This window comes from Nitrincola tibetensis, from assembly GCF_003284585.1.
GTDB lineage: Bacteria > Pseudomonadota > Gammaproteobacteria > Pseudomonadales > Balneatricaceae > Nitrincola > Nitrincola tibetensis.
Genome location: NZ_QKRX01000005.1, coordinates 88,667 through 113,345 on the forward strand (window position 1 = coordinate 88,667; position 24,679 = coordinate 113,345).

At 42.4% G+C, this 24,679-nt stretch carries 19 protein-coding genes and 1 pseudogene; 2 read left to right on the forward strand and 18 right to left on the reverse strand.

Translation table 11 applies throughout. The features are described from left to right. Window positions 1-36 precede the first annotated feature (36 nt). The 16 genes and pseudogenes from DN062_RS19210 to DN062_RS08475 form a co-directional block, all read right to left on the reverse strand. Window positions 37-234, reverse strand: a pseudogene (locus DN062_RS19210) (transposase); the annotation flags it as partial. A gap of 278 nt (window positions 235-512) precedes the next feature. Further along, the gene (locus DN062_RS08405; RefSeq protein ID WP_112158888.1) at window positions 513-1,277 is read right to left on the reverse strand and encodes a hypothetical protein; all 765 of its coding nucleotides are present in this window, start codon (window positions 1,275-1,277) and stop codon (window positions 513-515) included. An 8-nt stretch (window positions 1,278-1,285) separates the two neighbouring features. Further along, on the reverse strand, window positions 1,286-2,248 hold the full coding sequence (locus tag DN062_RS08410; RefSeq protein ID WP_112158889.1) for a glycosyltransferase family A protein: 963 nt from the start codon (window positions 2,246-2,248) through the stop codon (window positions 1,286-1,288). Window positions 2,249-2,412: 164 nt separating this feature from the next. Beyond that, window positions 2,413-2,664 (reverse strand): hypothetical protein, encoded by a 252-nt coding sequence (locus tag DN062_RS08415; protein WP_112158890.1) that lies wholly within the window; start codon window positions 2,662-2,664, stop codon window positions 2,413-2,415. A 241-nt stretch (window positions 2,665-2,905) separates the two neighbouring features. After that, window positions 2,906-3,805 (reverse strand): glycosyltransferase family 2 protein, encoded by a 900-nt coding sequence (locus DN062_RS08420; protein WP_112158891.1) that lies wholly within the window; start codon window positions 3,803-3,805, stop codon window positions 2,906-2,908. Further along, window positions 3,796-4,989, reverse strand: coding sequence for an O-antigen ligase family protein (locus DN062_RS08425; protein WP_112158892.1), 1,194 nt, complete (start codon window positions 4,987-4,989; stop codon window positions 3,796-3,798). The genes DN062_RS08420 and DN062_RS08425 overlap by 10 nt, the downstream gene beginning before the upstream one ends. A 270-nt stretch (window positions 4,990-5,259) precedes the next feature. Continuing rightward, a complete protein-coding gene (locus DN062_RS08430) occupies window positions 5,260-6,573 on the reverse strand; it encodes a lipopolysaccharide biosynthesis protein (protein WP_112158893.1) in 1,314 nt (437 codons plus the stop codon). A 724-nt stretch (window positions 6,574-7,297) separates the two neighbouring features. Further along, window positions 7,298-8,086: a tyrosine-protein phosphatase gene (locus tag DN062_RS08435; protein WP_239995743.1), complete on the reverse strand. Its 789-nt coding sequence runs from the start codon at window positions 8,084-8,086 to the stop codon at window positions 7,298-7,300. Window positions 8,087-8,198: 112 nt separating this feature from the next. After that, complete coding sequence (locus DN062_RS08440) at window positions 8,199-10,439, reverse strand: GumC family protein (protein WP_112158895.1); 2,241 nt, start codon at window positions 10,437-10,439, stop codon at window positions 8,199-8,201. 2 nt (window positions 10,440-10,441) lie between these two features. Next, window positions 10,442-10,987 carry a polysaccharide biosynthesis/export family protein gene (locus tag DN062_RS08445; RefSeq protein ID WP_112158896.1) on the reverse strand — a complete coding sequence of 182 codons (546 nt, stop codon included), beginning with the start codon at window positions 10,985-10,987 and terminating at the stop codon, window positions 10,442-10,444. A gap of 102 nt (window positions 10,988-11,089) precedes the next feature. Further along, entirely contained in the window at window positions 11,090-12,238 is a 1,149-nt protein-coding gene (locus tag DN062_RS08450) for an outer membrane beta-barrel protein (RefSeq protein WP_112158897.1), read from the reverse strand. Window positions 12,239-12,336: 98 nt separating this feature from the next. Next, the gene (locus DN062_RS08455; RefSeq protein ID WP_112158898.1) at window positions 12,337-12,822 is read right to left on the reverse strand and encodes a hypothetical protein; all 486 of its coding nucleotides are present in this window, start codon (window positions 12,820-12,822) and stop codon (window positions 12,337-12,339) included. A 295-nt stretch (window positions 12,823-13,117) separates the two neighbouring features. Then, window positions 13,118-13,486 (reverse strand): VanZ family protein, encoded by a 369-nt coding sequence (locus DN062_RS08460; RefSeq protein ID WP_112158899.1) that lies wholly within the window; start codon window positions 13,484-13,486, stop codon window positions 13,118-13,120. Between the two features lie 53 nt (window positions 13,487-13,539). Next, the gene (locus DN062_RS08465; protein WP_205126692.1) at window positions 13,540-14,937 is read right to left on the reverse strand and encodes an undecaprenyl-phosphate glucose phosphotransferase; all 1,398 of its coding nucleotides are present in this window, start codon (window positions 14,935-14,937) and stop codon (window positions 13,540-13,542) included. Window positions 14,938-15,008: 71 nt separating this feature from the next. Then, window positions 15,009-15,683 (reverse strand): hypothetical protein, encoded by a 675-nt coding sequence (locus DN062_RS08470; RefSeq protein ID WP_112158900.1) that lies wholly within the window; start codon window positions 15,681-15,683, stop codon window positions 15,009-15,011. A 185-nt stretch (window positions 15,684-15,868) separates the two neighbouring features. Continuing rightward, window positions 15,869-16,846, reverse strand: a complete 978-nt coding sequence (locus DN062_RS08475; RefSeq protein ID WP_112158901.1) for an NAD-dependent epimerase — start codon at window positions 16,844-16,846, stop codon at window positions 15,869-15,871. 201 nt (window positions 16,847-17,047) lie between these two features. Between DN062_RS08475 and DN062_RS08480 the strand changes: the two genes are divergently transcribed. Then, complete coding sequence (locus DN062_RS08480) at window positions 17,048-20,341, forward strand: bifunctional diguanylate cyclase/phosphodiesterase (protein ID WP_112158902.1); 3,294 nt, start codon at window positions 17,048-17,050, stop codon at window positions 20,339-20,341. Between the two features lie 43 nt (window positions 20,342-20,384). Here the strand turns inward: DN062_RS08480 and DN062_RS08485 are convergent, their stop codons facing one another. After that, complete coding sequence (locus DN062_RS08485) at window positions 20,385-21,011, reverse strand: peroxiredoxin (protein WP_036511016.1); 627 nt, start codon at window positions 21,009-21,011, stop codon at window positions 20,385-20,387. A 222-nt stretch (window positions 21,012-21,233) separates the two neighbouring features. On the opposite strand from DN062_RS08485, the gene DN062_RS08490 reads away from it, so the two are divergent. After that, window positions 21,234-21,671: a protein tyrosine phosphatase family protein gene (locus DN062_RS08490; protein WP_112158903.1), complete on the forward strand. Its 438-nt coding sequence runs from the start codon at window positions 21,234-21,236 to the stop codon at window positions 21,669-21,671. Between the two features lie 243 nt (window positions 21,672-21,914). Here the strand turns inward: DN062_RS08490 and DN062_RS08495 are convergent, their stop codons facing one another. Next, the gene (locus tag DN062_RS08495; protein WP_112158904.1) at window positions 21,915-24,545 is read right to left on the reverse strand and encodes a DUF2339 domain-containing protein; all 2,631 of its coding nucleotides are present in this window, start codon (window positions 24,543-24,545) and stop codon (window positions 21,915-21,917) included. Window positions 24,546-24,679: the final 134 nt, after the last annotated feature.

A 24,679-nucleotide genomic window follows, 5' to 3' on the forward strand; every position in this document is an offset into this window, starting at 1 on the left:
CGTATCAAGTGTCACAAGACATCCACGGATTTCTAACAATTTTAACAACTCTGCATCAAGCTCTTTGAGCCGTTTCATCATGGATGCATCCATACCGCCAAATTTGGCACGCCACTTATAAAACTGAGCGGAGCTCATACCATGTTCGCGGCATAGCTCTGGCACCGGGACTCCTTTCTCGTTTTGCTTCAGAATCGCTAGGATCTGACTGTCTGTGTATCGTGATTTACGAATAGAAAACTTCTTCGTTTAATTTTAACGGCATTTTCTACTTATAACTGCTCGGATTTTTCGGGAGGATTACAGCATCAACGATGATTATCTTATGCATTTTCACTAGAGTGGAGTCGCATTTCGCCTAATAAGATTTATTGCTCTGCGCTGAGAGTTTCCGGGCGTCTATATTAATGAATGATTTATTTAAAATCAGATATTAAGTTATATTAGGTTAATACAGCAATAATAAAGTTTTATCATTTTGTTTCAAAGTAAAATATAGATTTTGTTAATAATCATTGAGTTTCTAGGGCGAAGTCAATTTTTATTGTTTCGCTGATGGGTTTTTCGATCAGAAATCTTTTAGCAAGAACTTTCAGTCTTTTAAAACCTTTTTGTGTCACAATCTGACTAGAAAGCGAAATATCATCAGTGCGTAGGTAGATAGCAGCGGGATAAGGTATAGCTTGCAGAGGGCGTCCTTCAGTCTCAGCTTTTTCGCCCCAAAATCGATGTGACTTGAAGCTGCTATAACGATTATCTTCATCTGTTAGTGTTTTCGGGAGTTCATCCTGTGTAAGATAAAATATTGCACAACTACCGCATTGCTGATCAAAATTTCTGGTAAGAGGCAAGATTTTTTTTGCTCCAAAATAATACATAAAGCCTTGATTTATTAAATATCCATGAGGACTTTTATTCTCTAGTACGTAATCTACAAGGTTGCGATGTATTAGATCATCCGCATCCAATAGCATTAGATATGCACTTCCTACTCTCTGATGGAGATAATGACCAATTACTTGTTTTTTATATCCTTTATCAGCGAGCATCTCAGCCCTATTTTGCGGTATAGATGAATTGACAGGAATAAAGGTCACAAAAGATTTATATTCATTTTTAATTGGTGGTATCTCATGGCATGCAATAAGATGGTGAAAATCTTTACAGCTCTGATTCGCGACGGAGGCAAGCATCGAATTAAGCATTGTAACACTCTTTTCCCAATTCACCGCAACTTGTTTGCTCAAAAAAGGTGTTCCAAAATAAAATGAAGTCATACTTTAACCTATGGCTTGTTTGAATAGTTTTCTGTTAAAATTTCTGTAGGTTTATATTCTTGATAAGGTTTGTTGATCAGTGCTTTTAGCATTCCTAGCCCGCGATAATAGGTTCGCTTAATCTTCATCGCACCAACTTTTGGTAAAAACGGCGTAAATGGTAAAGCCATCGCACTAGGAATAAGGCGAATCATTCCTTGTAATGCAAGTTTTGTTGCTTTAGAAAGTGAAGGATCAAGGGCTCTTTCCGTGATAGTATGGGTATTACCTAAACGCAAAAAACGATTGCATAGCCATGATTCAGTGAGACGGCTCGCTGGTACGTCTTCCCATACTTTAGCTTTAGCTGACCAGACAATAGTATGCCCTTTAGAAGCGGCTTGTTTGAAAAACAAGTGATCAGTGCCACCTGTATGGCGCATACTTTCATTAAAACGGAGTGATTGATCCTCAAACACGCGAGACTCGATCAATACATTATTTGAAGCAGCATTGTGTAAAACTTGCCCATCTTCATATCGTTGACGGTTGTAAAATTCTCCATGAATAATCCATAGAGGCACTCTTTCAATTTCATAAACTGGAAAAACTGGTCCCCAAATGATTGAAGCATTGGAATTATTCTGCATATCTAGCATTGCTTGCAGCCAATTGGGATCAACAAATTCATCATCATCTAAAAACGCAATTTTATCTACGTTTAGAGCAAGAGCTTCTTTTATCGCTCGGTTGCGCGCAAATGGAATTCCTGGTTCCATCTCAAGATGATAAGTGACATTGAAATTAGTTTCAGGCTGCCATTGAGAGACTACTTCTTGTGCAGATTGATGCGGATCATTGTCAACGACAATCAATACAATGCTAGGGGATTTTTTCATGTTGAAGTATAAACCGTCTAGAGATTTTAATAGTTTTAACAATCCTTCTGGTCTACGGTAAGTAATAATACAGATAGCAATTAGTATCGACATAATAATAGACTCAGTCTATGGTTTTGATGATGAATAATTTAAGTATATAACTTCTAATATCACGGAAAAGTCGTGCCCTTCATGGCTCTATGACTTTCGTAAAATTATATCTACTCATCATAGCTTTCTTTCACTTCCTTTGGATTCAGGCTTTAAATATCTTTTCACTTTTTAAGAAGTTGATGAAGAAATGACGAATTCTTACGATGTTCGGCGGCACCTTCACGATGTTCCACCTTCCAATCTTGGTGATAGTCTTTAAGAATTGAGAAATAGCTTAGCAGGTCTTGTGGGTTCATGACGATCCCTGATGAGAATAGAATTTTTGCATCAGACCATACTTGTTGGTTATAAGCTAATTTTTCTGTCTCCGCATTTCGGTCAAAGCCAATGATAGCGATAGCAAGGGGTTTCATGACTTATCCGTCCCTGAAAGAAGGTCAGCAACTAGATGCTATAAAGCGAATGTTACATCATTCAATCTTAGCGTAGGTTTTAAGAATTCAGACGTGGCTGTGCAGGTCTTGCGGATCTGATGAAAATTAAATTATTGCATTAGACTATATTTATTTTAAATTAATATTTCGGTTTCTTTATTTAGTCAAAGCAATTGACAGCATTATTTTCATAATTCCCCCCCCCGTTTTTAAATATTTACTACTGACTTAAATCTCTTTTTGTTTCTAGCTTAACTGCAGTAGGAGTTATTATGAATTTTATTGCACAAAAAAAACTATAAACTTTAAGGAAGTAAGCATAGCTACAAAAAGATATTTTTTTCATTGAACTCAAATTGTTGATTTTAAATATTTTTCTGAATTGTGCTATAGGTGGTCTTAACATTATAAATGGATTTAGATAAGTTTCTTTGTATGTGATATATCGATCAGGAAATTTGTTAGCTAAATTCAAGTGCCCCTTAATTACTCTTGATTTTTTAAGAAGTTGAGCTTTTATCGATCTTGGTGGATGGTAAACAACGGCATCATTATCATAATAGAATAAAAACTTATTTTTGCTATAGACTCTGTCCCCAAACTCTGTATCCTCACCAGAGCGTAAATTAGACATGAAGTATCCAACTTGTTCAAATACTTCTCTGCGTACGCCTAAGTTAGCTGTGGGTGCATGTCCTCTTTTCATATAGTTTATAACATCAAATGCACTTATAGCGTCATATTCTTCAAAAAAATTAGTTATTAGTTTTTTATCAATTTCAATTTTGCCACCAACATAGTCATAATTATTTAGTGAGTTGTACATTAATTCAATCCAGTTTTTGGATACCCTAACATCAGCATCGATGAATAAAATTAGATTGTACTTTGCAAGTCGAATTCCTATATTGCGCCCTTCAGCAGGACCAACATTATTGTATATAGGAAAGTGAATTACATTGAAATCGAAACAGACAGATTCTACTATTAAGTCATATCCATCATTAATTACAATGATTTCAAAAGGTATTTCATTCTTGTTCTGATTGAATAATGAAGAAAGGGTTATTTTAAGACCATTTGGGTCATATCCAACAGGAATGATGATGCTTAATGCCATTTTTTACCTATTTTAAAATTTCTCGTCTCAATTAGCCAAATTATAGATAGTAATAAAATGTAAATATTAACTGATAACATGGCGCCACTTTCAAAAAAACCTCTTATCATTATTAAAGGAACGCAAAGGTATATTGGATATGAGGTTTTTTCAAATTTCAATCGTAATAAAAATATCAATGACATCATCAAAGATGTTATATATAATATTGTAATAATTAAGCCGTATGAAACAAATGTAGAAAGGTAGCTGTTGTGTGCAGAATAATTTCCTTCAATTCCTGAATAAAAATTGAATCTATTCCAAAAATCTTGAGTTAAAATATAGTTGCCTTGTCCAAAATATAGCTTTTCTAAAGCTATATTGTAATAATAACTCCAAAGCATTGTTCTGTTGCTGAAATCATTACTTTTTTCAGTTATATTGAATATTTCGGTAAGAATCCAAGTGTATGTGAATGAGAATAGTCCTAAAATTACTAGCATGAAAAAGAATAGTGTTGTTTTGTTAATTTTTCTTCCAATGTTTATATAGAAAATTAAAATTAGTAAAAGAATCATTAGGATTATTGATGTTGTTGATTTGCTTAATATGATCATAATTGTTGCGATTATTATGAGTGTGTATTTGATAATATTTTTTTGTTCGCTTGTGTAAACGAAAGCCAAAGAAATTAGTGTTAAGAAACCAAAACTATTTTTGTGATTTAAAAGCCCTCGTGCTGCGCCATCATGAAGACCCTCCATAAATGATATGTGTGGTAAAAATAAGAGGGATAATGAATTTATAAATATAAATAACTTGAAAAACTGTAATAATGATTTAGTTATCTCTTCTGGGTTTAAAGTGCGCACAAGAATTGTAATGTATGAAAAAAATATAAATAGCCTTAAAAAGGTTTTGAAAGAGTCTACAACGTTGTTTGATAACATCGAACTAACAAAAACCAATAAAATTAGCAATGTCACTCTTATATCAAATAGTTTTTGAATCCCATTTTTTATTACACCTATTGTTGCGGTCAAAGCCATAATGATAAAAAGAGTGTTATCAGATAATGTTCCAAAGATTTTTATGTTGAAATTGGGATTTAACTCTCTTGTTATAGGCCAGTACCACACACCACTTAAAATTATTAATGCAAAGTATAATGATCCTATATAAATGTATTTTGTTTTTAACATATTGAACTCAATAATTAATTCATTTTAAACGTACAATATCGTTTTGTTGCGATTGGTTTAATCTAGGGTGTGTGAACTAAGATTTAATAAAATTTTTCTAGTAATTTAAGTTGTATGACATTAAAGTTTAATTAAATGAAAGGTCATAAGACGCCATATTTTTCTGTTACTAGTTAAAAATATTGACTCATCTCTTTTTTTATCAGCCTTAAATGCTTTTTCTTTGATGTTTTGCAATTCTGCTACAACTAATGTGTTTTTTTATATAAACTAAAATAGCCATGACCAAAAAACCATGCCAGAAATCACAGTTGCTGCTGGCAGCATTTTTACTAGGTATTTATGTAAAGGAATAATAAATACTTTGCGGTACATATAGTAATAAGCTTGAAAAAAGTTGATATGAAATGCTGCTACAATATACCAGCACATAAGTTCAATATCTCTTTGTATTATTCCGATCAAGATAGCGCCGACCACTACTATTGCTGATAGTAAACCACTTAAGAAGAGAAGATCTGCACGATTCATCGCTTGGAAAAAACCTCCGCTAGTAGAGAGAATAACTTGTACTGGAATTGCAATTGAAAGTATGCTAATAATTGGAATGACGTTTAACCACTGACTTCCCAACATCAACAGCACGATTGAATCTGCAAATACAAACATTGCAAGACCAGCTGCTGCTCCGACTAGAGATAATTTAAAGGTAAAATCTCTATGAACTGCCTCTACTTCTCTGGGATTACCAGCATGTTTACGTATGACTGGTTGTATTGCTGGTGTCATTGCAAATGTTAGCAGCAACATTGGATATCGCATAAGTTGATATGCTTTATCGTACGAACCAAGTGCAATTGCTCCCATGTATTTACCAACCAATATGTTGTCTAAGTTACGTGAGAAGTAATTAATAAAATTAAAACCGAATTGGTATCCCGTAAATCTCAATAAGGGTTTTATTGCAGAAAACTTGTGACCAGGCATAGGACGACCAAACTCAGTTTTTCCAGAGAAGTACCATATAAAAAAGAATATTGTTGCTGCACTTACCGGTCCTTTTGCGGCTAGAGCATGCAGAGGGTCAATAAATTGAGCTAGACCCACTGCAGTTGCTGTACTACATATTTCTGCTGCAAAACTTGCGTTTGCAATTCGAAAAAAGGCTTGTTCTCGCAATAATATTGCATTAGGTATAATGCAAGCAGAAAAAAACATAAGACTTATAGCTATATATGGCACAATTTCATCAATGCGTGGTATTTTGTAAAATAGTAGAAAAGCTGGTGCTAATGCAGCGAATCCAAGTGATAATACCAATCCTACTGTTAATGTTAAGCCAAAGAGACCATTGCGATCCTCCGACAGCAGACAATCTAAGTTGATTATAGCTGGTCCTAAGCCTGCCTCTGCCATCAACTGGAAGAAAATGAAAAAAACCATAATAGCTGCTACTATACCGAATACTTCTGGTGTGAATATGCGCGCTAGGATCATCATTGAAGATATGTTGACTGCATATACTGAATAGCGGCCTATCATACTTTTGAAAATAGCTTTATAAAGATTATCTGATTTAAACATATGAACGAATATATAGTCGAAAAAAACATTAGTGAAATGATTTTGGCTTTTTTGATTTTTAAGATTGTTTACACTTGAATTTTAAGTTTTCAAAGTTAAATCCTATGTTTAAAAGTTTAATATTTTCCCGCTATATTTAGCATAGAAAAAATTATTAACACGCCGTATATCTCTTAGACTTTCGAAAATACCATTTTCAAATTGTGCCTTGTTTCGCGTTCTTTGAATGTCTGCTTTAAAGATCTTTTCACTTTTCAAAAAAGTTCATCGCTATATGCCGAATTCCTTTGGCGTTCTCCGCGGCATCTTCACTACGTATCTGACAAGAATCTTGTCTATACGCAATATTCAATGATCAATGATCAATGCAGTTTATTCTTAATAAACCTATGCTTGTAAACAGCCTGTCAGAAACGTTTCGCACTTAAGATTTCAGAGGTAATATAATAGCTAAATTGCTCGAGGTCAGAGATGATTTCGCCTTCTTGTCGGAACTAAATAGCCACTCCATACTCTTCATTCCTGGCTAATCAAATGACAGATTTACTAACTAATCAAACAGTTCACAGACAATATATAATCGGATTTCTTTGCTATCATTATTCGACTCAGTTGTAATAAAATAATTCTCTTCGTATTGTAATTAACGATTTTTTTCTGTTTACTTATTTCGTTCTAAGTCATTTATAGAAAGGTAGTCCATCATTTTTCCTTAGCTTAAATGTTATGCAATCATCTCTCTTGGGCGGTGCAGTACTAGAGCTTCGTATTCTGATAAAGACGCTTCGGCTATTACGACTTCGCGTGCAACAGAGAGGATTGGTGGTCTATGTTGTACGTTGTGTGCATCGCTTGCCAGAATTGTAATCAAACCATCACGAAGCAACTGAACTGCTATGCCTTGGGCGCGCTCACCAAAGTTCCCAGCCATTGAACCCGCTGTCACTTGCAACAAACATCCTTGGTCAACAAAAGGCTTTAGCTTGCTTGGTGTTTGCATGATGGTTTTGTTGCGCTCTGGGTGTGCAATCATGGGTTGGAAGCCACGCTTGATTAACCAAGCGGTGAGTTTGTCGCTGCCCAGTGGTATTCCACTGTGAGGGAGTTCCAGTAGGATAATGGGTTTTCCGTGCCAGTGGCCTATAAAGGGAATTTCATTTTTCTCGATTCCCATCATAATTTCAGGACCAATGCGAACTTCAGCCCCCGGACTTAGTATAGTTAACGCAATATTGTGCTGTTGTAAGACAAGTCGCAGTTCTTCAAAGGCCGACGCGATGGTCTGCTTAGTGTTTTCATATCGCCCCGGATGAATATGGGGTGTGCACACCATGTGCGTGATGCCATCTTCTACCGCAATTTTGGCCAAGGCCAGCGCGGTGTCTAAGTCTGGTGCCCCGTCATCGATGCCAGGTAAAAGATGGTTGTGTAAATCAATCATGCTGTACTTCAAATATGGCTTAGGTGTATCGGGGAGGTGGACTTGGCAAGTTAACCAAACGCCTTTTGACACGCTACCGCCCTAAGGTTGCATTCGGCTATCCTTAACGCCTACTTATCAAATCCATCTTATGCAACCTCATACCAGAGAGGCTTTTAACGTTATTCAATCATGCGTATTGCGTTTAGGCTTTATTACCGCCGCTATACCCGTAGTAATCGTAATAGCCGCCGTAGTTGTAGCCTTGTTTTTTCGCTTTCCTAATATCGACTTGGTTCAATACAACGCCCGTAATGGGAGCGTTGCTTTGCAATAACTGACCAACACCCTTAATAGCTAAAGGACGGGCCGTTGCATCGGATTTAATCACATAAACCACCGCATTGGCATGCGTAGACAAGACCAGCGCATCGCTCACGGCTTGTACGGGCGGTGAGTCGATAATGACACGGTCGTATTTCTGGCTGATCTTATCCAAAACCTCTTTAAAGCGAGGGTTAGATAACAGCTCAAGCGGATTAGGTGGGACAACTCCCGCACTTAATACATCAATGCCATCAACGATATTAATCGCTTCTTCCAAGGTTGCTGTGCCAGAGATTAAATTAGCTAAGCCGGCAGTACCTGGGGCAAATTCAAAGCTTCTTGCCATGGTGGGGCGACGCATATCAGCCTCGATTAAAATAACACTTTCCATTTGGCCTAGTGCCGATGCTAGGTTTGCAGCAACGGTACTTTTACCCTCATTTGGAATCGATGAGGTCACCATTATGACTTTGTGTGGTTTATCTATGCCGGATAAAACTAACCCAGTGCGAATGGTTCTTATTGACTCTGCGAAGGTTTTATCCTTGTTTTCAGAGAACATGTGGGCCATCGCTTTACGGTCTTTTTTCGACAGTAACGGCAGAATGCCTAAAACGGGTAGATTTAACTTGTTCTCAACCTCTTCGATACTCTTAAATGTATTATTTAAAGCAGATAGTAAAAGGGTTAACCCAACCCCAAACATACCTGCCATTATTCCAGAAATTAAGATGATTAAGGACTTACGGGGTTTAATTGGATGCTCAGGCACAACAGCTCGGTCCACAATCCGTGCATTTGCCGTTTCAAGATCCGACGTCGCCGTTGTCTCTTTCAAGCGTGTCATAAAGGTGTCGTACAAGGTACGGTTTGCATCCACTTCACGCTGCAACTCACGTAACTGGAACTCTTTACGTGAAATATCTTGAATCTGCTCTTTGTTCTCTTCGACCGAACGGCGTAACGACTGCTCATTGGCAACCGATAATTGATAATTACGCTCAATTCCTGCAACAATCTGTTCTACCTGCGTGCGCAAACTGGCCCGAGCTGCATTGAGGTCGCTCTGTGCCGCTTCCATCGCCGGATGGCGCGCACCGTAGCGGCTCGACAACTCATCTACGCGTGCCCGAGCGCGTGCTTCCTCTGCCTTAAACGTCTGAATTAATGGATTGCTCAACACCGCTGGAATAGATGCTAAACGCTCCCAACCTCCAGAGCGCATGGCTTGTACTTGACGAAACTCACTCTCTGCTTCGGCACGGTTACGACGCGCATCAATCATGCGGTCACTCGTTGCACTCAACTCACTGGCGGTCACCGTTAAAATACCGCCGACATCCACAATGCCCTCGGCATCACGGAAAGACTGCAAACGATCTTCAGCTGTTTGTAAGTTCAAACGTAACTCGCTGAGGCGGCTGTTCATCCAAGTAGTGGCTGACATGGTCATTTCCATGCTGGCATCAAGCTGACCATCAATAAAGCCTTCGGCCAACGCATTTGCCGCTGCCGCTGCCGTAAAGCGATCCGCCATGTCCACATTAATACGCACCAACTGGCTGCGCCCCACAGGGGAAATGGTGACACGCTCCATAAAGGCACGTGTGACACGTTCAATGATTTCATCTTCTGATACTGGAATTGGCTCTTCTAGATCCTCTGGCACAATGCCTGGAATAAACTGATTGATATCGAAGTTTTTCAACATGCCACGAATATCAACTAAAGGCGGCTCCTGCTGAGCAGGGTCAAACTCATAGTGGGTGTGAAGGTTAAGGCGACGTACAACACGCTCAGCCAATGCACGCGACTTTAACAACTCGAACTGTGTTTGCAGATACTCATTCCCTGAACCATCAACACCGTATACCTGCTCAATCGATAAGACTCGTGCGCCTTTTTGCTCAATCAACAAAGTAGAGGCAGCACGGTAAATAGGGGTAATGCTCATAACAACTAAGGTTGTTAGCACCATGACAATAAAAACGAGTGTAATAATGCTCCATTTACGACGCCAAAGGGTATTCCAAAGGGCGAGGAGATCGATTTCGTCATTGTCCATTTTTTCTCTAAGCCAATTGCGTGACTCAGTGGCAGGTAATGTGTTGCTATCCATGTTTAGAAAAAGCCCTGATCAATTTGAATAATATCGCCTGGGTTAACGGATGTGTCCATCGTGGCACGCTCGGGAGTACGGCTGGTGTCACCATCACGAATAATGGTCATGCGGCGTTGAGAGGCACGCTCGGTTAAGCCGCCAGCCATAGCGGCAGCTTGACGCAAAGTCATTCCTGGCTGAAAGGGGTAACCACCGGCATTACGAACTTCGCCAGTGATAAAGAATTCTCGGTATTCGAGTATACTAACGCTTACATTTGGGTTGACTAAAAAGTCACCTTCCAGGCCACGCTTAAGCTCATTTTCAAGCTCTGAGGCGGTCATGTTAAGTGCTCGAATCTCGCCTAAAAAGGGGTAAGAAAAAGCTCCAGCATCATTTAGACGAACGCTCTCTAGCGAAAGATCGGGTTCACCAAATACACTGATTTTGATGACATCGCCAGAGGATAAGCGATATTGGCTGTCTGTCATTGCTGATGCAATGCCACTGAATAGAGTAATTACTAAAAGACCGATAATCGATATTACTTTTTTAAAAAAGGGCATGATGCTTTCCTTAACCAAGATTGAGGTGCACAAGATCGTGTGCACCATTGTTTGACATTATTCAGGACGGTTGTGAATCCGGCCTGAATCGCAAACACAAGGTTACAGTCCCATTGTGAGTTTCAACATGTACTGATTACGATCATGGTTCTCTGATGCAACTGTGGAGCTTTGATCGTTGTACTGGTAACCCAAGCTTAGATCTAACCAACGGCGGAGTTCATAAGTCACACCTAAACCTAGGCTTTTGACCTTGTCGTTACGTCCGTTGTCATAATCTTTGTTTGTATGACTGATACGCGCGTTAGTAGTGACAAACCCACTCCAACGATGATTCCAGTTTAAGCTTGAAATTGTTGATTTTATGGAGTCCGCACCTTCGTCACCTTCATCAATACCTTGTCGCGTGGTAAAGTTAAAAGCAGAATAGGTAAGCGGCTGCCAGGTCATCCCGATCTCCCAACTGCTGGAGTCTCGGTCTGCTTTTGTTGGGTCTTTGAAATCCTTTTTAACGTGACCAACTTTCGCAGTTCCAGCGGTAAACGCAGTCGCTTGCCACCTAATACCGGCAAGGTAGGACATGTTTGTACTGTCGAACTGGTTGGCTGACTTATAATCAAACTCACTGTGGCGAGCTTCAGCTAATAGCTGTGTTCTTGGGCCTATACGGTAAAAAAAAGTACCGCTGAGTACATTGCTGTCTAACTCTTTATCAAAGTTGACGTTGTTGTCAGTTCGCTTGCGTTCGTGATTATAACCAAGCTCAATGTTCATTAAGGCTGAGGGGGCGCCAAAGGTATACACTGCGCCTAACCCACTGGTGCTAAAACGATCATTGGCTGTGCTGGTGTCGGTATCATCAACATCTTCGACCTTAGCATAGCTTGCGCGGGCGACTAAGCGGTTGCGAACATTAAATTCCATGTTGGCTGTGGCTGAAAGAAGATGGTCTGTGTTGCTGTCTTTAGAACTGGAGTGAAAGTTGTCGTGTACAAAACTGTAGGACAGTTCGTACAGACTGTTGCGCTCTTGTGCTGACAAAACAAAGTTAGGTTTTATCGTGGTTATCCAGCTTGTTTCTGCTTGGTTATTTGCGCGAAAGTTATCGTCGTACGTTTCAGAGAGTTCAAGAGTTGGTACAAAATCAAAGCCGCCCATTTTTATGCTGGCAGGTTCTATGGCATGTACTTGAGAGGCAAATGCACTCGATACGGCAAGTACTGTGGTACTAATTCTGTACAATTTTTTCATAAATAAATCCCTTTGCGGTCTCAGTCACTAACAGTCTATCGTTTAAACCCTATCACTCTTGTTAATCATTATTGAATGAACAAGAGTGATTTTGAAAATTAATTAGGGCTTGATGGTGTAATACCACCGCCGCCACCAGCGCCAGCCGTTGGTATACTTGTAGCAGCTAAAGTATTTGGCCCAGTACCTGCTAAGTTACCACCTTCTGTTGTTGTGTCGCCAGGGCCTGCAGCGGCTGCCTCTGCTTCAGCAATTGCTTCAGCAACAGATGCGATCATATCGGGCGATACCTCAGAGACCCCTGCTAGTAACTCAGCACTGAGCTCAGGGAAGTTGGATATAAACGCAGTTGTTATGCAACTAACTAATGCTTCATCATCTGCTGCCGTTACAACAAGGTCTAGGGTTGACTGAAGGATTGCATCAGTGTCATCTCCTGAAAACACAGTCACTTGCTCACTTGATAACGGAGTACACGTAGTCATTGCTGAAAGTAGTGTGATTTCTTCAGAAGCTTCTTGTGCAAACGCAACTGACGAAGCCAGTGCCGCTGCAAGAGATAAAGCAAGTAAAGATTTGCGCATTTTGATCGTCCTCGAATCCTGATTTGACAATCCTAACGTCACTGCATGGCAGCTAGGTTACAAAGATGCACCGGTTGTATGAAAAACACTCAAACAAAACGTACTGCGCGCAGATTGTCCATTTGTGTATAATACAGGTTTCGTGCCAAGTCTGGCTAGCAAATTTACTGCATTGCAATAACTTTTTCTAAGCGTTTGAATTTTTAGGAATTGTTTGAAAGTTAATAAAGTAGGGCTTTATATGGTTTGTTTTAAATGTCATTAAGTTGGCAGATTTGCCTTCATTTAGTGCATTTTAATCTTTAGTTGTGCACCAAGAATGAAGGTAACGACCGATAACAGCCCATACACCCAGCGCAATCAAAACCCCTGTGATGTTTGCCGCCACATCGGCCCAGCTAAAGGTGCGATTAGGCTGGACAAAGTGTTGAAGGTACTCCAACCCAGGTGCCGCCAAAAATAAGAGCGGCCATACCCAAACTCCTCGCAACGACATAAACGCAAATCGGCTGACCAACGCAAAACCCAAAAAAGCGATTAGGTGCATCCACTTATCCGAGTGATCGAAAAAATCCGGGGGAGACTCGGGGCGCAGCAACCCCCAAAGCAAGACAGCAAAGCATAAAATGAATAAAGGAAGGCGCAGAAAGTTAAGAATAAACACGGGGTCTCCGTTTAAGAGGTGCGAAGTGTAAGGGGGACTTCGCACCTTAGGTGTTAATAGGCGTTTTTGTTCACAAAACCTTTGAAAAACGTCAAGAAAATAATCTTTATGTCGAGCCACAAAGACCAGTTGCGAATGTATTCAAGATCATATTCAATGCGTTTTTCCATTTTTTCGAGCGTGTCGGTTTCGCCTCGCCAGCCGTTAATTTGTGCCCATCCGGTGATGCCAGGGCGCACTTTGTGGCGCAGCATATAGTAATCGACTTGCTTGCGATATTCTTCGTTGTGGGCAACTGCATGGGGGCGGGGGCCAACCACGGACATATCACCGATTAACACATTAAAAAACTGTGGGAGTTCGTCAAGCGATGTCCGTCGAATAAAGGCCCCGACGGGTGTAATGCGACTGTCGCCTTTGGTCGCTTGCACGACAACGTCTTTATTTTCCATTACCTTCATTGAGCGGAATTTATAGACACCAATGCGTTTACCATCCAGACCATAGCGATCCTGACGGAAGAGGATGGGACCCGGTGAGGTGAGTTTAATGGCTAAGGCCACACCAATCAGAACAGGTGAGATGCCAATGAGTGCGCAGGCACTAAACAAAATATCAAACGTTCGCTTATAGAACTCTTTGATACCAGAAAGGGGTGACTCAAACACACTGATGGTGTCGATATTGCCGACACTGCTAACGTTTGCATGCATTAGATTTTTTAATAAAAAGTCAGGCACTAGCAATACATCGACGGTTGAATCGCCAAGTTCATGAATAATATTGGCAATCCGTTTTTCGGCTAGCAGGGGTAAGCAAATGTATAGCTTATTTATTTCATTGCGCTGAGCCATTTCAACCGCTTCTTGAACCTTGCCAATCAGCTGGTCTGAGTGCTCAGCGAGTCGCTCTTCGGTACGATCGTCAAAAAAACCTATGCACTTGAGCCCCATTTCTTTGTGCTTGTTGATTTGCTCTTGCAGCTTAAGCCCCGAGGGCGTCAGTCCAATAATGGCGACCTTACGTAAGCCAAATCCATTGGCGTAGCGTTGATGTTTGATTTTACGATAGATTAGACGCCAACCGATAAAAGAGAAGAGCGAGAGTAAGTACCAACTCATTAGGGTGAGTCGTGAGTAAGTTTCGGCTTCTTTCATCAAAAACAGCATGAAGACAGTGAGCAAAAACGAGATACTCAGTACGGCAAATAGCAGCATGATTCGGAGAGTGAATTGCCCCGCTCTGAGCACACGATACAGCTGCATTGACTCACCCAAGTAAGAAAAAATGGCCAAGTTTGCAAATAACAGCAGCCAGTAATCTTTACCGTAAGGTATTCCATTTATGTACATGGCCAACAGCAGCATGACCACCATAAACATCATGTCAATAATACGATAAACGGACGTCGATTTACTGCTAAATCGCAAGTTAGGGTTGCTTTCAATCACTGTTGTATACTCCTTTAAACTACACAGCAACAAGGTTTAAACGCCATTAAGGTTTGCTACGCTAAGCGTTATTAGCCGCACATGGGTGCAGAGTTTTCCGTTTGACTGCGAAAATACACACAGAAGGTGGCAAGCAGCCTAGCATTATTAAGTTGTTCAGTGAGGGGGCGAATATTCCGTCGGTCCGCTATCGCCGCTTGCGCGGTTGTTTCAAGGACTAAGCGTTTTTGTAGGGGTGATAAGCCAGACCATAGGCCAATTCCCATGCGAGAGAGTTCTAAAAGTATGTCTCTTCTCCATGGGCCTGTTTGCTTGGCCATTTGATACGCCTCTGTGAATTCGTCATCAAGCTCTAATAATTGCGATTTCATCAGTGCGACATGGCTCCAGGCATAGGGCCAAGTGGGGCGAAGTTGGGTATCTGTTTGGTAGGCTTGCAAAGCGGATCTTCTAGCTGCATCGGCTTGTGAGTCGCCGATGGGTAGATGGAAGGCTTGCCATTCGTATACTTTTCCAATCCTAAAATGGTTAGCACCTTGTTCGATGGGAAACCATGAGTGCGCTTTTAATGCGGCTGTTTGCGCGATGTCTAAAGCTTTAGGATTTGGCGGGATGCCTTGGCTTTGCCAATGCTCCAAAAATAAGTCAACTTTGTGTGTATGAAACGAAGAGACAAGCATTTTCAGTCCGATCAGGATGATCAGACAAGCAGTACCAATTAATAAAATGGGGAGAGGCTTGCTCATCCTTTACACTCCGTTGCGCTTGCCTTGAGATGCAACACGTCTTGCGTCAGTAAAATCTATCCATAGGTTATTAAATAGTACCTTTGTTTCTGGGTAAAGTAGAAATTACGGTTTTTCGTGTTTTTAGACGACTCGGTGCGGGTCTCAATTTAAACACGGTGCATATGATGAGCAGTGAATAGCCCCTAGCACTTGTAATACTCTTTATACCAAGAAATAAAGGCATTCACTCCCTGTTCAACAGAGGTATTCGGTGAGTATCCAGTGAGCTCAAATAAGGCCGAGGTGTCGGCCCATGTGGCGGGCACATCACCGGGCTGCATCGGCATTAGATTTTTGATCGCTTTCTTGCCAATGGCGTCCTCTAAGCACTCAATGAATTTCATTAAATGTACAGGTTTCCCATTACCGATATTAAACAATTGGTAAGGTGGCGATTGCTCCGTGCCAGCGGGTGGCTTATCAAGCACTTGGATGACGCCTTCAACAATGTCGTCAATATAAGTGAAGTCGCGTTGCATATCCCCATGGTTGTAGACATCAATGGCTTGGCCTGAGTAGATGGCTTTTGCAAATTTCATAGGTGCCATGTCTGGACGGCCCCAAGGGCCATACACGGTGAAAAAGCGAAGCCCTGTCATCGGCAGTTGATATAGGTGAGCATAGGTGTAGGCCATGAGTTCATTGGATTTTTTGGTGGCCGCATATAGGGAAATAGGCGTATCAACACGGTCATTGGTTGAGAAGGGCATTTTAGTGTTGTTGCCATAGACGGAGCTGGAGGTCGCGTAGACGAGGTGCTGAACGCCTGAGTGCCTGCAGCCTTCTAAAACGGTCATGGTTCCGACAACATTGCTGTCGATGTAGGCCATAGGATTGTCGATTGAATAACGAACACCCGCTTGAGCGGCGAGATGAATGACGGCATCAAAGGCTATATTGTCAAACAGGTTTGTCATGCCATTTCGGTCAGCAATATCAAGGTGTGTAAAGGTGAAGTTGGGGTGGTCTTGAAATTGAGACAATCGGGCGTGTTTGAGCAGAGGGTCGTAATAGTCGTTTAAATTGTCAATGCCTGTCACATGATGGCCAAGGTTAAGCAGTCTGAGTGTAACAGCTGCACCAACGAATCCGGCCGTGCCAGTGACAAGTATCTTTGACATTGAAGTGTATCTCGCACAAAAAACACTATCATAACAAAATTTTTAATAGGGGTCAGGCAAATAGATTAGACGTGCTATAACCTATGTTAAGTGTTTGAACTCTAGAGGGAGATTAAAAATGTGTAGATTAATTTTACAGATAGTCTAGGATTCAGAAGTATCAACATGAGTAATTGCTGTATTAAATATAAGTGAGTTTCAATGTCGATTCTCGGTACAAAACGTCAACTTAGATTCCAAAAAATTGCGACGAGGACGGCAGCGACTCTGTCTATCGCAAAAGAAAAAGAAGAATTTGATGCCGTGATCAATGCGTGTCTTAAAGATGTGGCGGCATTGTTTAAAGTGGATCGAGCCTACTTGTTTGAATTTAATCAGGACCTAACTCAAATAGAGAATACCCATAACTGGATAGCCGAAGGCTTGTCGTTACCTAGCAATGAGTTACGTTTCTTTGATGTCAAAGATGTGCCTTGGTGGAAAGAAACAATCTTTGGGCAGGGCCATATCAGCGTTGGAGATGTGCAGCAGTTACCGTCTCGTGCAGAGAAAGAGCGCGTATTGTTTCCACAGCTGGGTATTTGTGCCTTTATTGATGTGGCGACCTATGGAAGCGAAGGCAATATAACGGGCTTTATTGGCTTAGCCGCTATGACGAAGCCTAGGCCTTGGGGCTTGGCCGATCGCCTCGCTTTAAGAATACTGGCGGGGATTCTAGGGTCGGCACTTGAAAGTCGGCGCACTTTGCAATTGATTCAGCGTCAATCTCAATATCGAGCACTAATCTTGGGCTTGGCTCAATCCTTTATCAATTTTCCGATTCACGAATGCGACTTAGCGATTAATAAAGCCCTTGAGCGCATCGCTGTGTTTTTCAATGCGGATCGTGCCTATGTGTTTGACTATGATTTTGACAATCAAACGAGCAGTAACACCTATGAGTGGTGTGCTCCTGGAGTGTCGTCAGAAATTGCAAAACTTCAAAATATCCCACTGGATCACGTTAATGACTGGTTATCGTGTCATCTTCGCGGTGAGCCCCTTTTCATCAGTAGTGTGAAGTCCTTACCTGAAGGTCAATTACGCGCTTTATTAGAGGCGCAAGAAATCCAGAGCCTGATTAATGTGCCACTCATGAATGGGCAGGAGTGTTTGGGGTATGTGGGCCTTGATATTGTTAACAAAGATTCCGTTGCATTAGGTCGGGATGAACAAGAGTTATTAGCGTTGTTTGCAAATTTATTGGTCAACGTACAGTTACGACTTCAGACCGATAAGGTAATGAGGCAAAGTGAAGAGCGAGCAAACGCGCAACGAGCTGCAATTGCCAATCTGGCATTAAATTCGAATTTGATTGCCGGTGATATGACCGATGCAGTTCATTTTTTGCTGCGAACCTTGTCTGTGGCATTGCAGGTCGATCGGACCAGTTTTTGGATCTTAAAAAATCATGAGTTACATTGCATAGCGGCCTATCATGCGCAAGATAGGTCTTTCTCGGATGGGCAAGTGATCCTAAGGGAAAATATTCCTTTCTACTTTGAAATATTAAAGTCTGCAGAAGTTATCTGCATTGATAACACTCAGGAAGATATGCGTCTTCTTGAGTGGAGGGATCTTTACACCAAAAAGTTGGGGATAACGTCTTTAATCGACGCTGGCATTTTTCTTGATGGCGAAGTCGCAGGGTTAATTTCGGCAGAGCACTTGGGCAGTCCTCGTAAGTGGCATTTAGATGAGGAGTCGTTTGTCTCTACGGCGGCTGCTATCGCTACGCAGTTACTTTTAAATGTAGAGCGTAAAAAAGCGGAAGAACAATTGAAAGAGGCGGCGAGTGTATTCCAGCACGCCAACGAAGGCATAATGATTACGGAGGCAGATGGTACGATTGTCGATGTGAACGAAGCCTTTACGCGAATCACTGGCTATACCGCGGACGAAGCAATTGGGGAGAATCCGCGTATCTTGAAATCAGGAAAACAGGATAAAGCAGCCTACGACACCATGTGGAAAGCGCTGTTAACGGAACGTTCATGGACGGGAGAAATATGGAATCGTCGTAAGAATGGAGAGGTCTATGCTGAAAGGCAAACCATTAGTGCAGTTCTAGACGATGACGGAGAAGTAAAGCGTTACGTTGCACTTTTTTCGGATATCAGCGCGCTGAAAGCGCATCAAGAGCAACTTGAATACATTGCGCATTATGATGCCTTAACGGGTTTACCCAACCGTGTTTTATTGGCAGACCGTATGCAACAGGCTATGTCTCAATCTTTGCGTCGCGATGAAAAAATGGCGGTTGTGTATTTGGATTTGGATGGGTTTAAAGAAATTAATGACGCTTACGGCCATAGTGTTGGCGATCGGTTTTTAATCATGCTGTCGGCCAGTATGAAGTCAACTCTGCGCAGCAGTGATTCCTTGGCGCGTCTAGGTGGTGATGAATTTGTTGTTATTATGACGGATCTTTCCAGCACTGACTCCTGTTATCCTTTGCTGTCACGTTTATTAAGTGCGTCTTCTGAAAGTGTTCAAATAAATGATCGTGCATTAAAAGTGTCGGCCAGCTTAGGCGTGACATTTTTCCCTCAAGCCGAAGCCATCGATGCTGAGCAACTGTTGCGTCAAGCGGATCATGCCATGTATCAGGCCAAAATGAGCGGGAAAAACCGCTATCATATCTTCGATGCCGAGCAGGATCGTTTTGAGCGCGATCGACATCAGTCGTTACTACGCCTAGAAAGGGCATTGAATCATAAAGAGTTTGAGTTGTTTTATCAGCCCAAAGTCAACATGCAAACACATGAGGTCATTGGGCTTGAGGCATTGATTCGTTGGCGTCATCCGAAAAAAGGGATTCTCTCTCCTGCTCATTTCCTGTCTGAATTACATCATCATCTGTTAATGGTGCGCTTGGGGGATTGGGTGTTAAACACGGCGATGGCTCAAATGTCTGAATGGCATGAGCAAGGGGTGAGTCTGGCAGTTAGCGTTAATGTGGACCCCATGCAAATGGTGCAACCTAACTTTGTTGGAAAGTTGCAAGAGTTGCTGAGTCTTTATCCGACTCTGGGGCCTGATAGTTTAGAGCTAGAGATTCTTGAAACCAGTGCAATTGAGGATATGGCGCATGTGTCCGCACTACTGCATAGTTGTAAGCAGCTAGGGGTTCGAATTGCCTTGGATGATTTTGGCACTGGTTACTCATCACTTTCGTATTTAAAACGCCTACCTGTCGATATGATCAAAATTGACCAAGCGTTCGTTAGAGATATGCTAGAGGATGCGGATGATCGGAGTATTTTGCAGGGGATTGTTGGTTTGGCTGAAGCCTTTAACCGCCAAGTGATCGCCGAAGGTGTTGAGACCGATGCCCATGCTCAGTTGCTCATTGAAATGGGGTGCAGCTTGGGGCAAGGGTATGCCATTGCTAAACCTATGCCAGCTGAGGAGGTGTTGCCTTGGTTGGCCTCATATTCTCAGACGGTGCATTGAAACCCTGCGCTCAGGATGCTGTCCCGAGCGCAGTCTGCTTAACTTAGACTTTCGTTAAGCGTAAGTAAGGACGCAGTTCATTCCAGCCTTGTGGAAAAATATCTTTTGCCGCTTCGTTGCTGATGGAGGGTGGAATGATAACTTCATCGCCTTTTTTCCAGTCAGCAGGTGTCGCAATGCGTTTAGCATCACTCAACTGCAGCGCATCGATGACGCGAAGAATCTCATCAAAATTACGTCCACATGACATAGGATAAGTCATGGTAAGACGAATTTTCTTATTCGGATCGATAATGAACACGCTTCTGACGGCCGCTGTCTCGCTTTCCCCTGGGTGAATCATGCCGTAGAGCTCAGATATTTTATAATCTTCATCGGCAACGATAGGGAACTCTAAGGTTGTATTTTGGGTGTCATTGACATCTTCAATCCATTTGTTGTGTTCTTCAACAGTGTCGGTTGAAAGTCCTAGAGATTTTGTATTACGTGCTGCAAACTCACTGGCTAATTGAGCCGTGCGTCCCATTTCTGTTGTGCAGACTGGAGTGAAGTCAGCGGGGTGGCTGAAAAAGAAGACCCATGAGTCGCCGCTCCATTCGTGAAAGTCAATTTCACCTTGAGTCGTATCGATTTTGAAGTTCGGTGCGATATCGCCTAAACGTAATGACATGTGATATTTCCTCTTAGATTGATGTGCGTTCATTCAGTGACGCTAGAGTATCAAATATATCTAATTGTAATAAGTATATTCTATTAATGAATATAATAGTGAAAATCAATCTAACATAAGAGAAGTCTAATTGAAAATGATTTAATATTAGTTGTCGCTAGAGTTGTTTCAGTCGCGAAGGTTCGCATCATTTTCAATCACAGTACTTTAAAGAGAAGAACGATGGACATTAAAGAGTTAGAGCCGGGCTTCAGTATTTGTCATGCCATTCAGGTATCAGATGTGGGCCGTATTAAAGCATTAGGTTTTAAAAGTGTTATTTGCAATAGAGTGCCCGGTGAAGCGGATGACTATCAGCATGACTCTAGTCTTCGCCAAGCCATTGAGGCAGAAGGGCTGTACTGGCAAGATATTCCAGTCGTACCGGGCGAGTATACAGAAGAAGCAATTGAAGCCTTTGGGTATGCGATTGAGGCGCTTCCGACACCCATTCTTGCTTTTTGTAGGACTGGGCGCAGAGCGGTTTCTTTGTGGGTTCATAGCCAAGTTAAGTTGCAAGATTGTGACTTAGGCGCTTTGCTCAATGCCGCTCACGCAGCAGGCCATGACATACAAGACAGTCGCCCCGCGTTAGAAAAACGCATGGCGAATAAACCGTAAATAGGTCGCTGTTATCAGTATGAGCGCTGCCTAGAGATAGGTGTATAATTGCAGCGAATAAAGCGTGTCGGTCTTTTCGATGCTTGAGGATGACTTAGTGGACCGTCTTAATGCGCAAGAAAATCAACTGGAACAGCTTGAAGCCCAGTTGCTGACGGCACAAGGTGACGTTCAGAAAGCACGCAGCGCTTTTGAAGACTATATTTCTGGCTTGTAGTTCACCTTCAAAAACGCACTGAGGTCTTATACTTCAGTGCGTTTGGCCGACTGTAAACGTTCAATGTATTGATGAGTGAAGGCTAAGCCTAATAAACACAAGCCAAGACCCATGAACGATACCACCCGTAGCAATCCGGTGAGTCCAGACATGTCGATCAGGAAAATTTTCCCTATCGTGATCATTAATAGCACCATTCCGGCTTGATAAAGTCGAGCTTTTTGGCGCAGGGTGCCATAGAGCAAACTTGCGACGGCCATCATCAACCAAACCAAAGAGTAGGTGTACAGCTCACCCCCTTCGGCTCGAGGTACTAGCGAGAGTTCTCCCTGCCAAAGATGTCGAATTTCCAGATTCAGAAAGATCCAAGTGCCGATGCCTGCTAGCGCATAAAAGTGCGTTTGCAAGGCAGGTTTATAAAACTTGGCTGCCAACCAAAATAACAGAAGGGGTGCACCGTAGGCCAGTAATAGAAGGTTGGCAATGGGGCGGCTGCTGATCACGTCATTTGCGTGAAATAGCGGGTTAAACCAGGTTAAGAGCAGGGCGTAATTGAGCACGAGTGCCAGCAATAACACTTGAGCGGCTTTATGGTAAAAGGGAGTCAGTTGCTCTGATAAGAAGCCACGGTAGTAGTAAACCAACCCGAGCGCCCCCCACAATACACCATTGAGCGCGGCTTCCGTAAAACCGTATTCATGTTTAAACATATCCCCAGCGTAGAGCCAATAACGCAGTGCCATCGCACAGAAGAGTACACCTAAGTGCAGACTGACACCCTCTAACCATCGACGCAGGCTGAGATCTCGGTTGAGTCTTGAGGCGATAAGCGTGAGAGCAAAACAACCCGCATAGATAAGCAAAGACGTTTCAAATGTTGGCAAAACCCAAGGCAAAATAGTGAGTCGTGTGAGAATCAGCATTAGGATGACTTTCATCAAACCCTTTAATAAAGGATGAGGGTTTTCTTTATGAAGCCAAGCCAGTGAAACGACCTGAGCGGCTAATGCGAGTGTGAGTGTGGCAGTATCGAGCAAAATGATGACGGCCAGTGAATAGCCAAGATGACCTGCAAAGATCAGCCAGGTTTTGCTAAAGTCTTTTTGTTGGCGAAGGTGTCCTCGTCCGATATAGGCCAATCCTAAGATTAAAGATAACGCACTGACAAAGCCCTTATGCAGCGGAAGTTCGGTGTATTGCCACATGAGCGCTAGCGCGATTAAGGGGAACAGAGTGCCTAAGGATAACGCGAGTGCCGGATAGCGAGTCCTGCGCAAGGATAAAAAGGCAAAGGCACAATACATCAGCGTCCAAACAAGTAATAGTTGCTGCAAAGTAAGTGAGTATTCGGGTGCGGTAAGGGTCCAATGGAATGCCAAATTGGCCAGTACAATCGCAACCGTCATTAGCAGGGCGCTTAGCCAAGGCAAGAGTTTCAAGTTTTCATTGCGTGAGCTGGCGGCAAGAATGAGCAGCAGTAAGGGTGTCCAAGACAGAATAGCGTTTTCCCATGTTGGGTTGAACAGAAAGCCAATGGCCTGTGCTAGCAATAACAGGGCTAAGCCAAGGGTGAGATGTTGTTGATCTTGTTGCTTTAGTCGAAAGAAAGCTCTAAATGATCGCTTTAATGGCTGATCAAAGAAGGTTTTTTTCAAGCTAAAGTTCGCGTGCGGTATGCTGATTAAGGCGTAGCCCGCCAGCGTAAGGTAGAGCCCAGTCCATTCAATGCCATAGTTGGCGACTTGCATCAGCCACCACCAGCCCAAAATACCCGCGAGGGTTAGAGCGAAAAGCCAAGCACGCTGGACATAGCGTTGCAGGAACAATGCAGCGCTGCTGATAATGAGGATGTAGACAAGCACCAGTAAGGGCTCACCTCCACTGCCACCAAGCAATAAAGGCACCAAATAACCGCCCGTAATGCCGATGAGTGCAAGTGTGGGCCCGTGCCATAATGCCAATAACATGCTTCCGAGTGAAACGAGCGCAAGTAAAGCAAATACGAGAAGGGGTGGCCAGAGTTGATATAAGTGCAGCGACGCTAAGATGACGCTGTAAAGCATGACACTAGCGCCGCCTGCCAACGCTGCAACGGCTGAGTAGGCCACTTGAGTTTTACGCCTGAGCCACTCGGCTGCCACTAAAAGCCCTAAGCCAGTGATGATGCCTAAGAAAATACGAGCGGTTGGTCCGAGCAGCCCTTGTTCAATCGAATAACGTGCGAGAAAAACACCCGATAAAGCAACGCAGAGTCCGCCCACCCAAACCATCCAGTTCCCGGATTTTGACGAGACTGTTTGGCTTTTTTTCGTAGGCGTACTTTCTGGCTTGGGTGTAGGGCTTTGCGTATTTTTGCTATCCCAAGGGTCTGCGACGGATGCCATTGCTGCCTCAACAGACTGCGCGTCAAGGGGAACAGGTTTAAGTGACGATCTGGAGGAACTCGTTGATTGTGCTGGCTCGTTTGAGGGCCGTTCGGATAGGATTTGCTGATGAGAGCTTTCAGCCGACGATGTTTTAGTTGCTTTAAGTTGCTCAAGCTCTGCAACTGTACGCTTGAGTTTTTGCAGTGTAAAAAAATTGGTCCAACTTAAAATGATGCTGGAAATCAAGAGGAGTAAAAATAAAGCGCCCAATAAAAACCATGCATCCGTCATCTTAGCGTCTTATCCTTGTTTTTTCGGTGTGTATTCTTTGTTTAATGCTCCTATCCTACTTGCCGAAGCTCTTTAGTTAAAGCCCGAAAGTCAGAAAACGATTTACTCTCGCATTCATTCTCTGTGTGCGATGT

Coding starts and splice junctions, on each gene's coding strand:
- DN062_RS08430 (WP_112158893.1), bottom strand. CDS start 6,573: ATGTTTAAATCAGATAATCTTTATAAAGCTATTTTCAAAAGTATGATA.
- DN062_RS08445 (WP_112158896.1), bottom strand. CDS start 10,987: ATGCCCTTTTTTAAAAAAGTAATATCGATTATCGGTCTTTTAGTAATT.
- DN062_RS08480 (WP_112158902.1), top strand. CDS start 17,048: ATGTCGATTCTCGGTACAAAACGTCAACTTAGATTCCAAAAAATTGCG.
- DN062_RS08455 (WP_112158898.1), bottom strand. CDS start 12,822: ATGCGCAAATCTTTACTTGCTTTATCTCTTGCAGCGGCACTGGCTTCG.
- DN062_RS08470 (WP_112158900.1), bottom strand. CDS start 15,683: ATGAGCAAGCCTCTCCCCATTTTATTAATTGGTACTGCTTGTCTGATC.
- DN062_RS08440 (WP_112158895.1), bottom strand. CDS start 10,439: ATGGATAGCAACACATTACCTGCCACTGAGTCACGCAATTGGCTTAGA.
- DN062_RS08405 (WP_112158888.1), bottom strand. CDS start 1,277: ATGACTTCATTTTATTTTGGAACACCTTTTTTGAGCAAACAAGTTGCG.
- DN062_RS08450 (WP_112158897.1), bottom strand. CDS start 12,238: ATGAAAAAATTGTACAGAATTAGTACCACAGTACTTGCCGTATCGAGT.
- DN062_RS08475 (WP_112158901.1), bottom strand. CDS start 16,846: ATGTCAAAGATACTTGTCACTGGCACGGCCGGATTCGTTGGTGCAGCT.
- DN062_RS08420 (WP_112158891.1), bottom strand. CDS start 3,805: ATGGCATTAAGCATCATCATTCCTGTTGGATATGACCCAAATGGTCTT.
- DN062_RS08485 (WP_036511016.1), bottom strand. CDS start 21,011: ATGTCATTACGTTTAGGCGATATCGCACCGAACTTCAAAATCGATACG.
- DN062_RS08415 (WP_112158890.1), bottom strand. CDS start 2,664: ATGAAACCCCTTGCTATCGCTATCATTGGCTTTGACCGAAATGCGGAG.
- DN062_RS08410 (WP_112158889.1), bottom strand. CDS start 2,248: ATGTCGATACTAATTGCTATCTGTATTATTACTTACCGTAGACCAGAA.
- DN062_RS08490 (WP_112158903.1), top strand. CDS start 21,234: ATGGACATTAAAGAGTTAGAGCCGGGCTTCAGTATTTGTCATGCCATT.
- DN062_RS08495 (WP_112158904.1), bottom strand. CDS start 24,545: ATGACGGATGCATGGTTTTTATTGGGCGCTTTATTTTTACTCCTCTTG.
- DN062_RS08425 (WP_112158892.1), bottom strand. CDS start 4,989: ATGTTAAAAACAAAATACATTTATATAGGATCATTATACTTTGCATTA.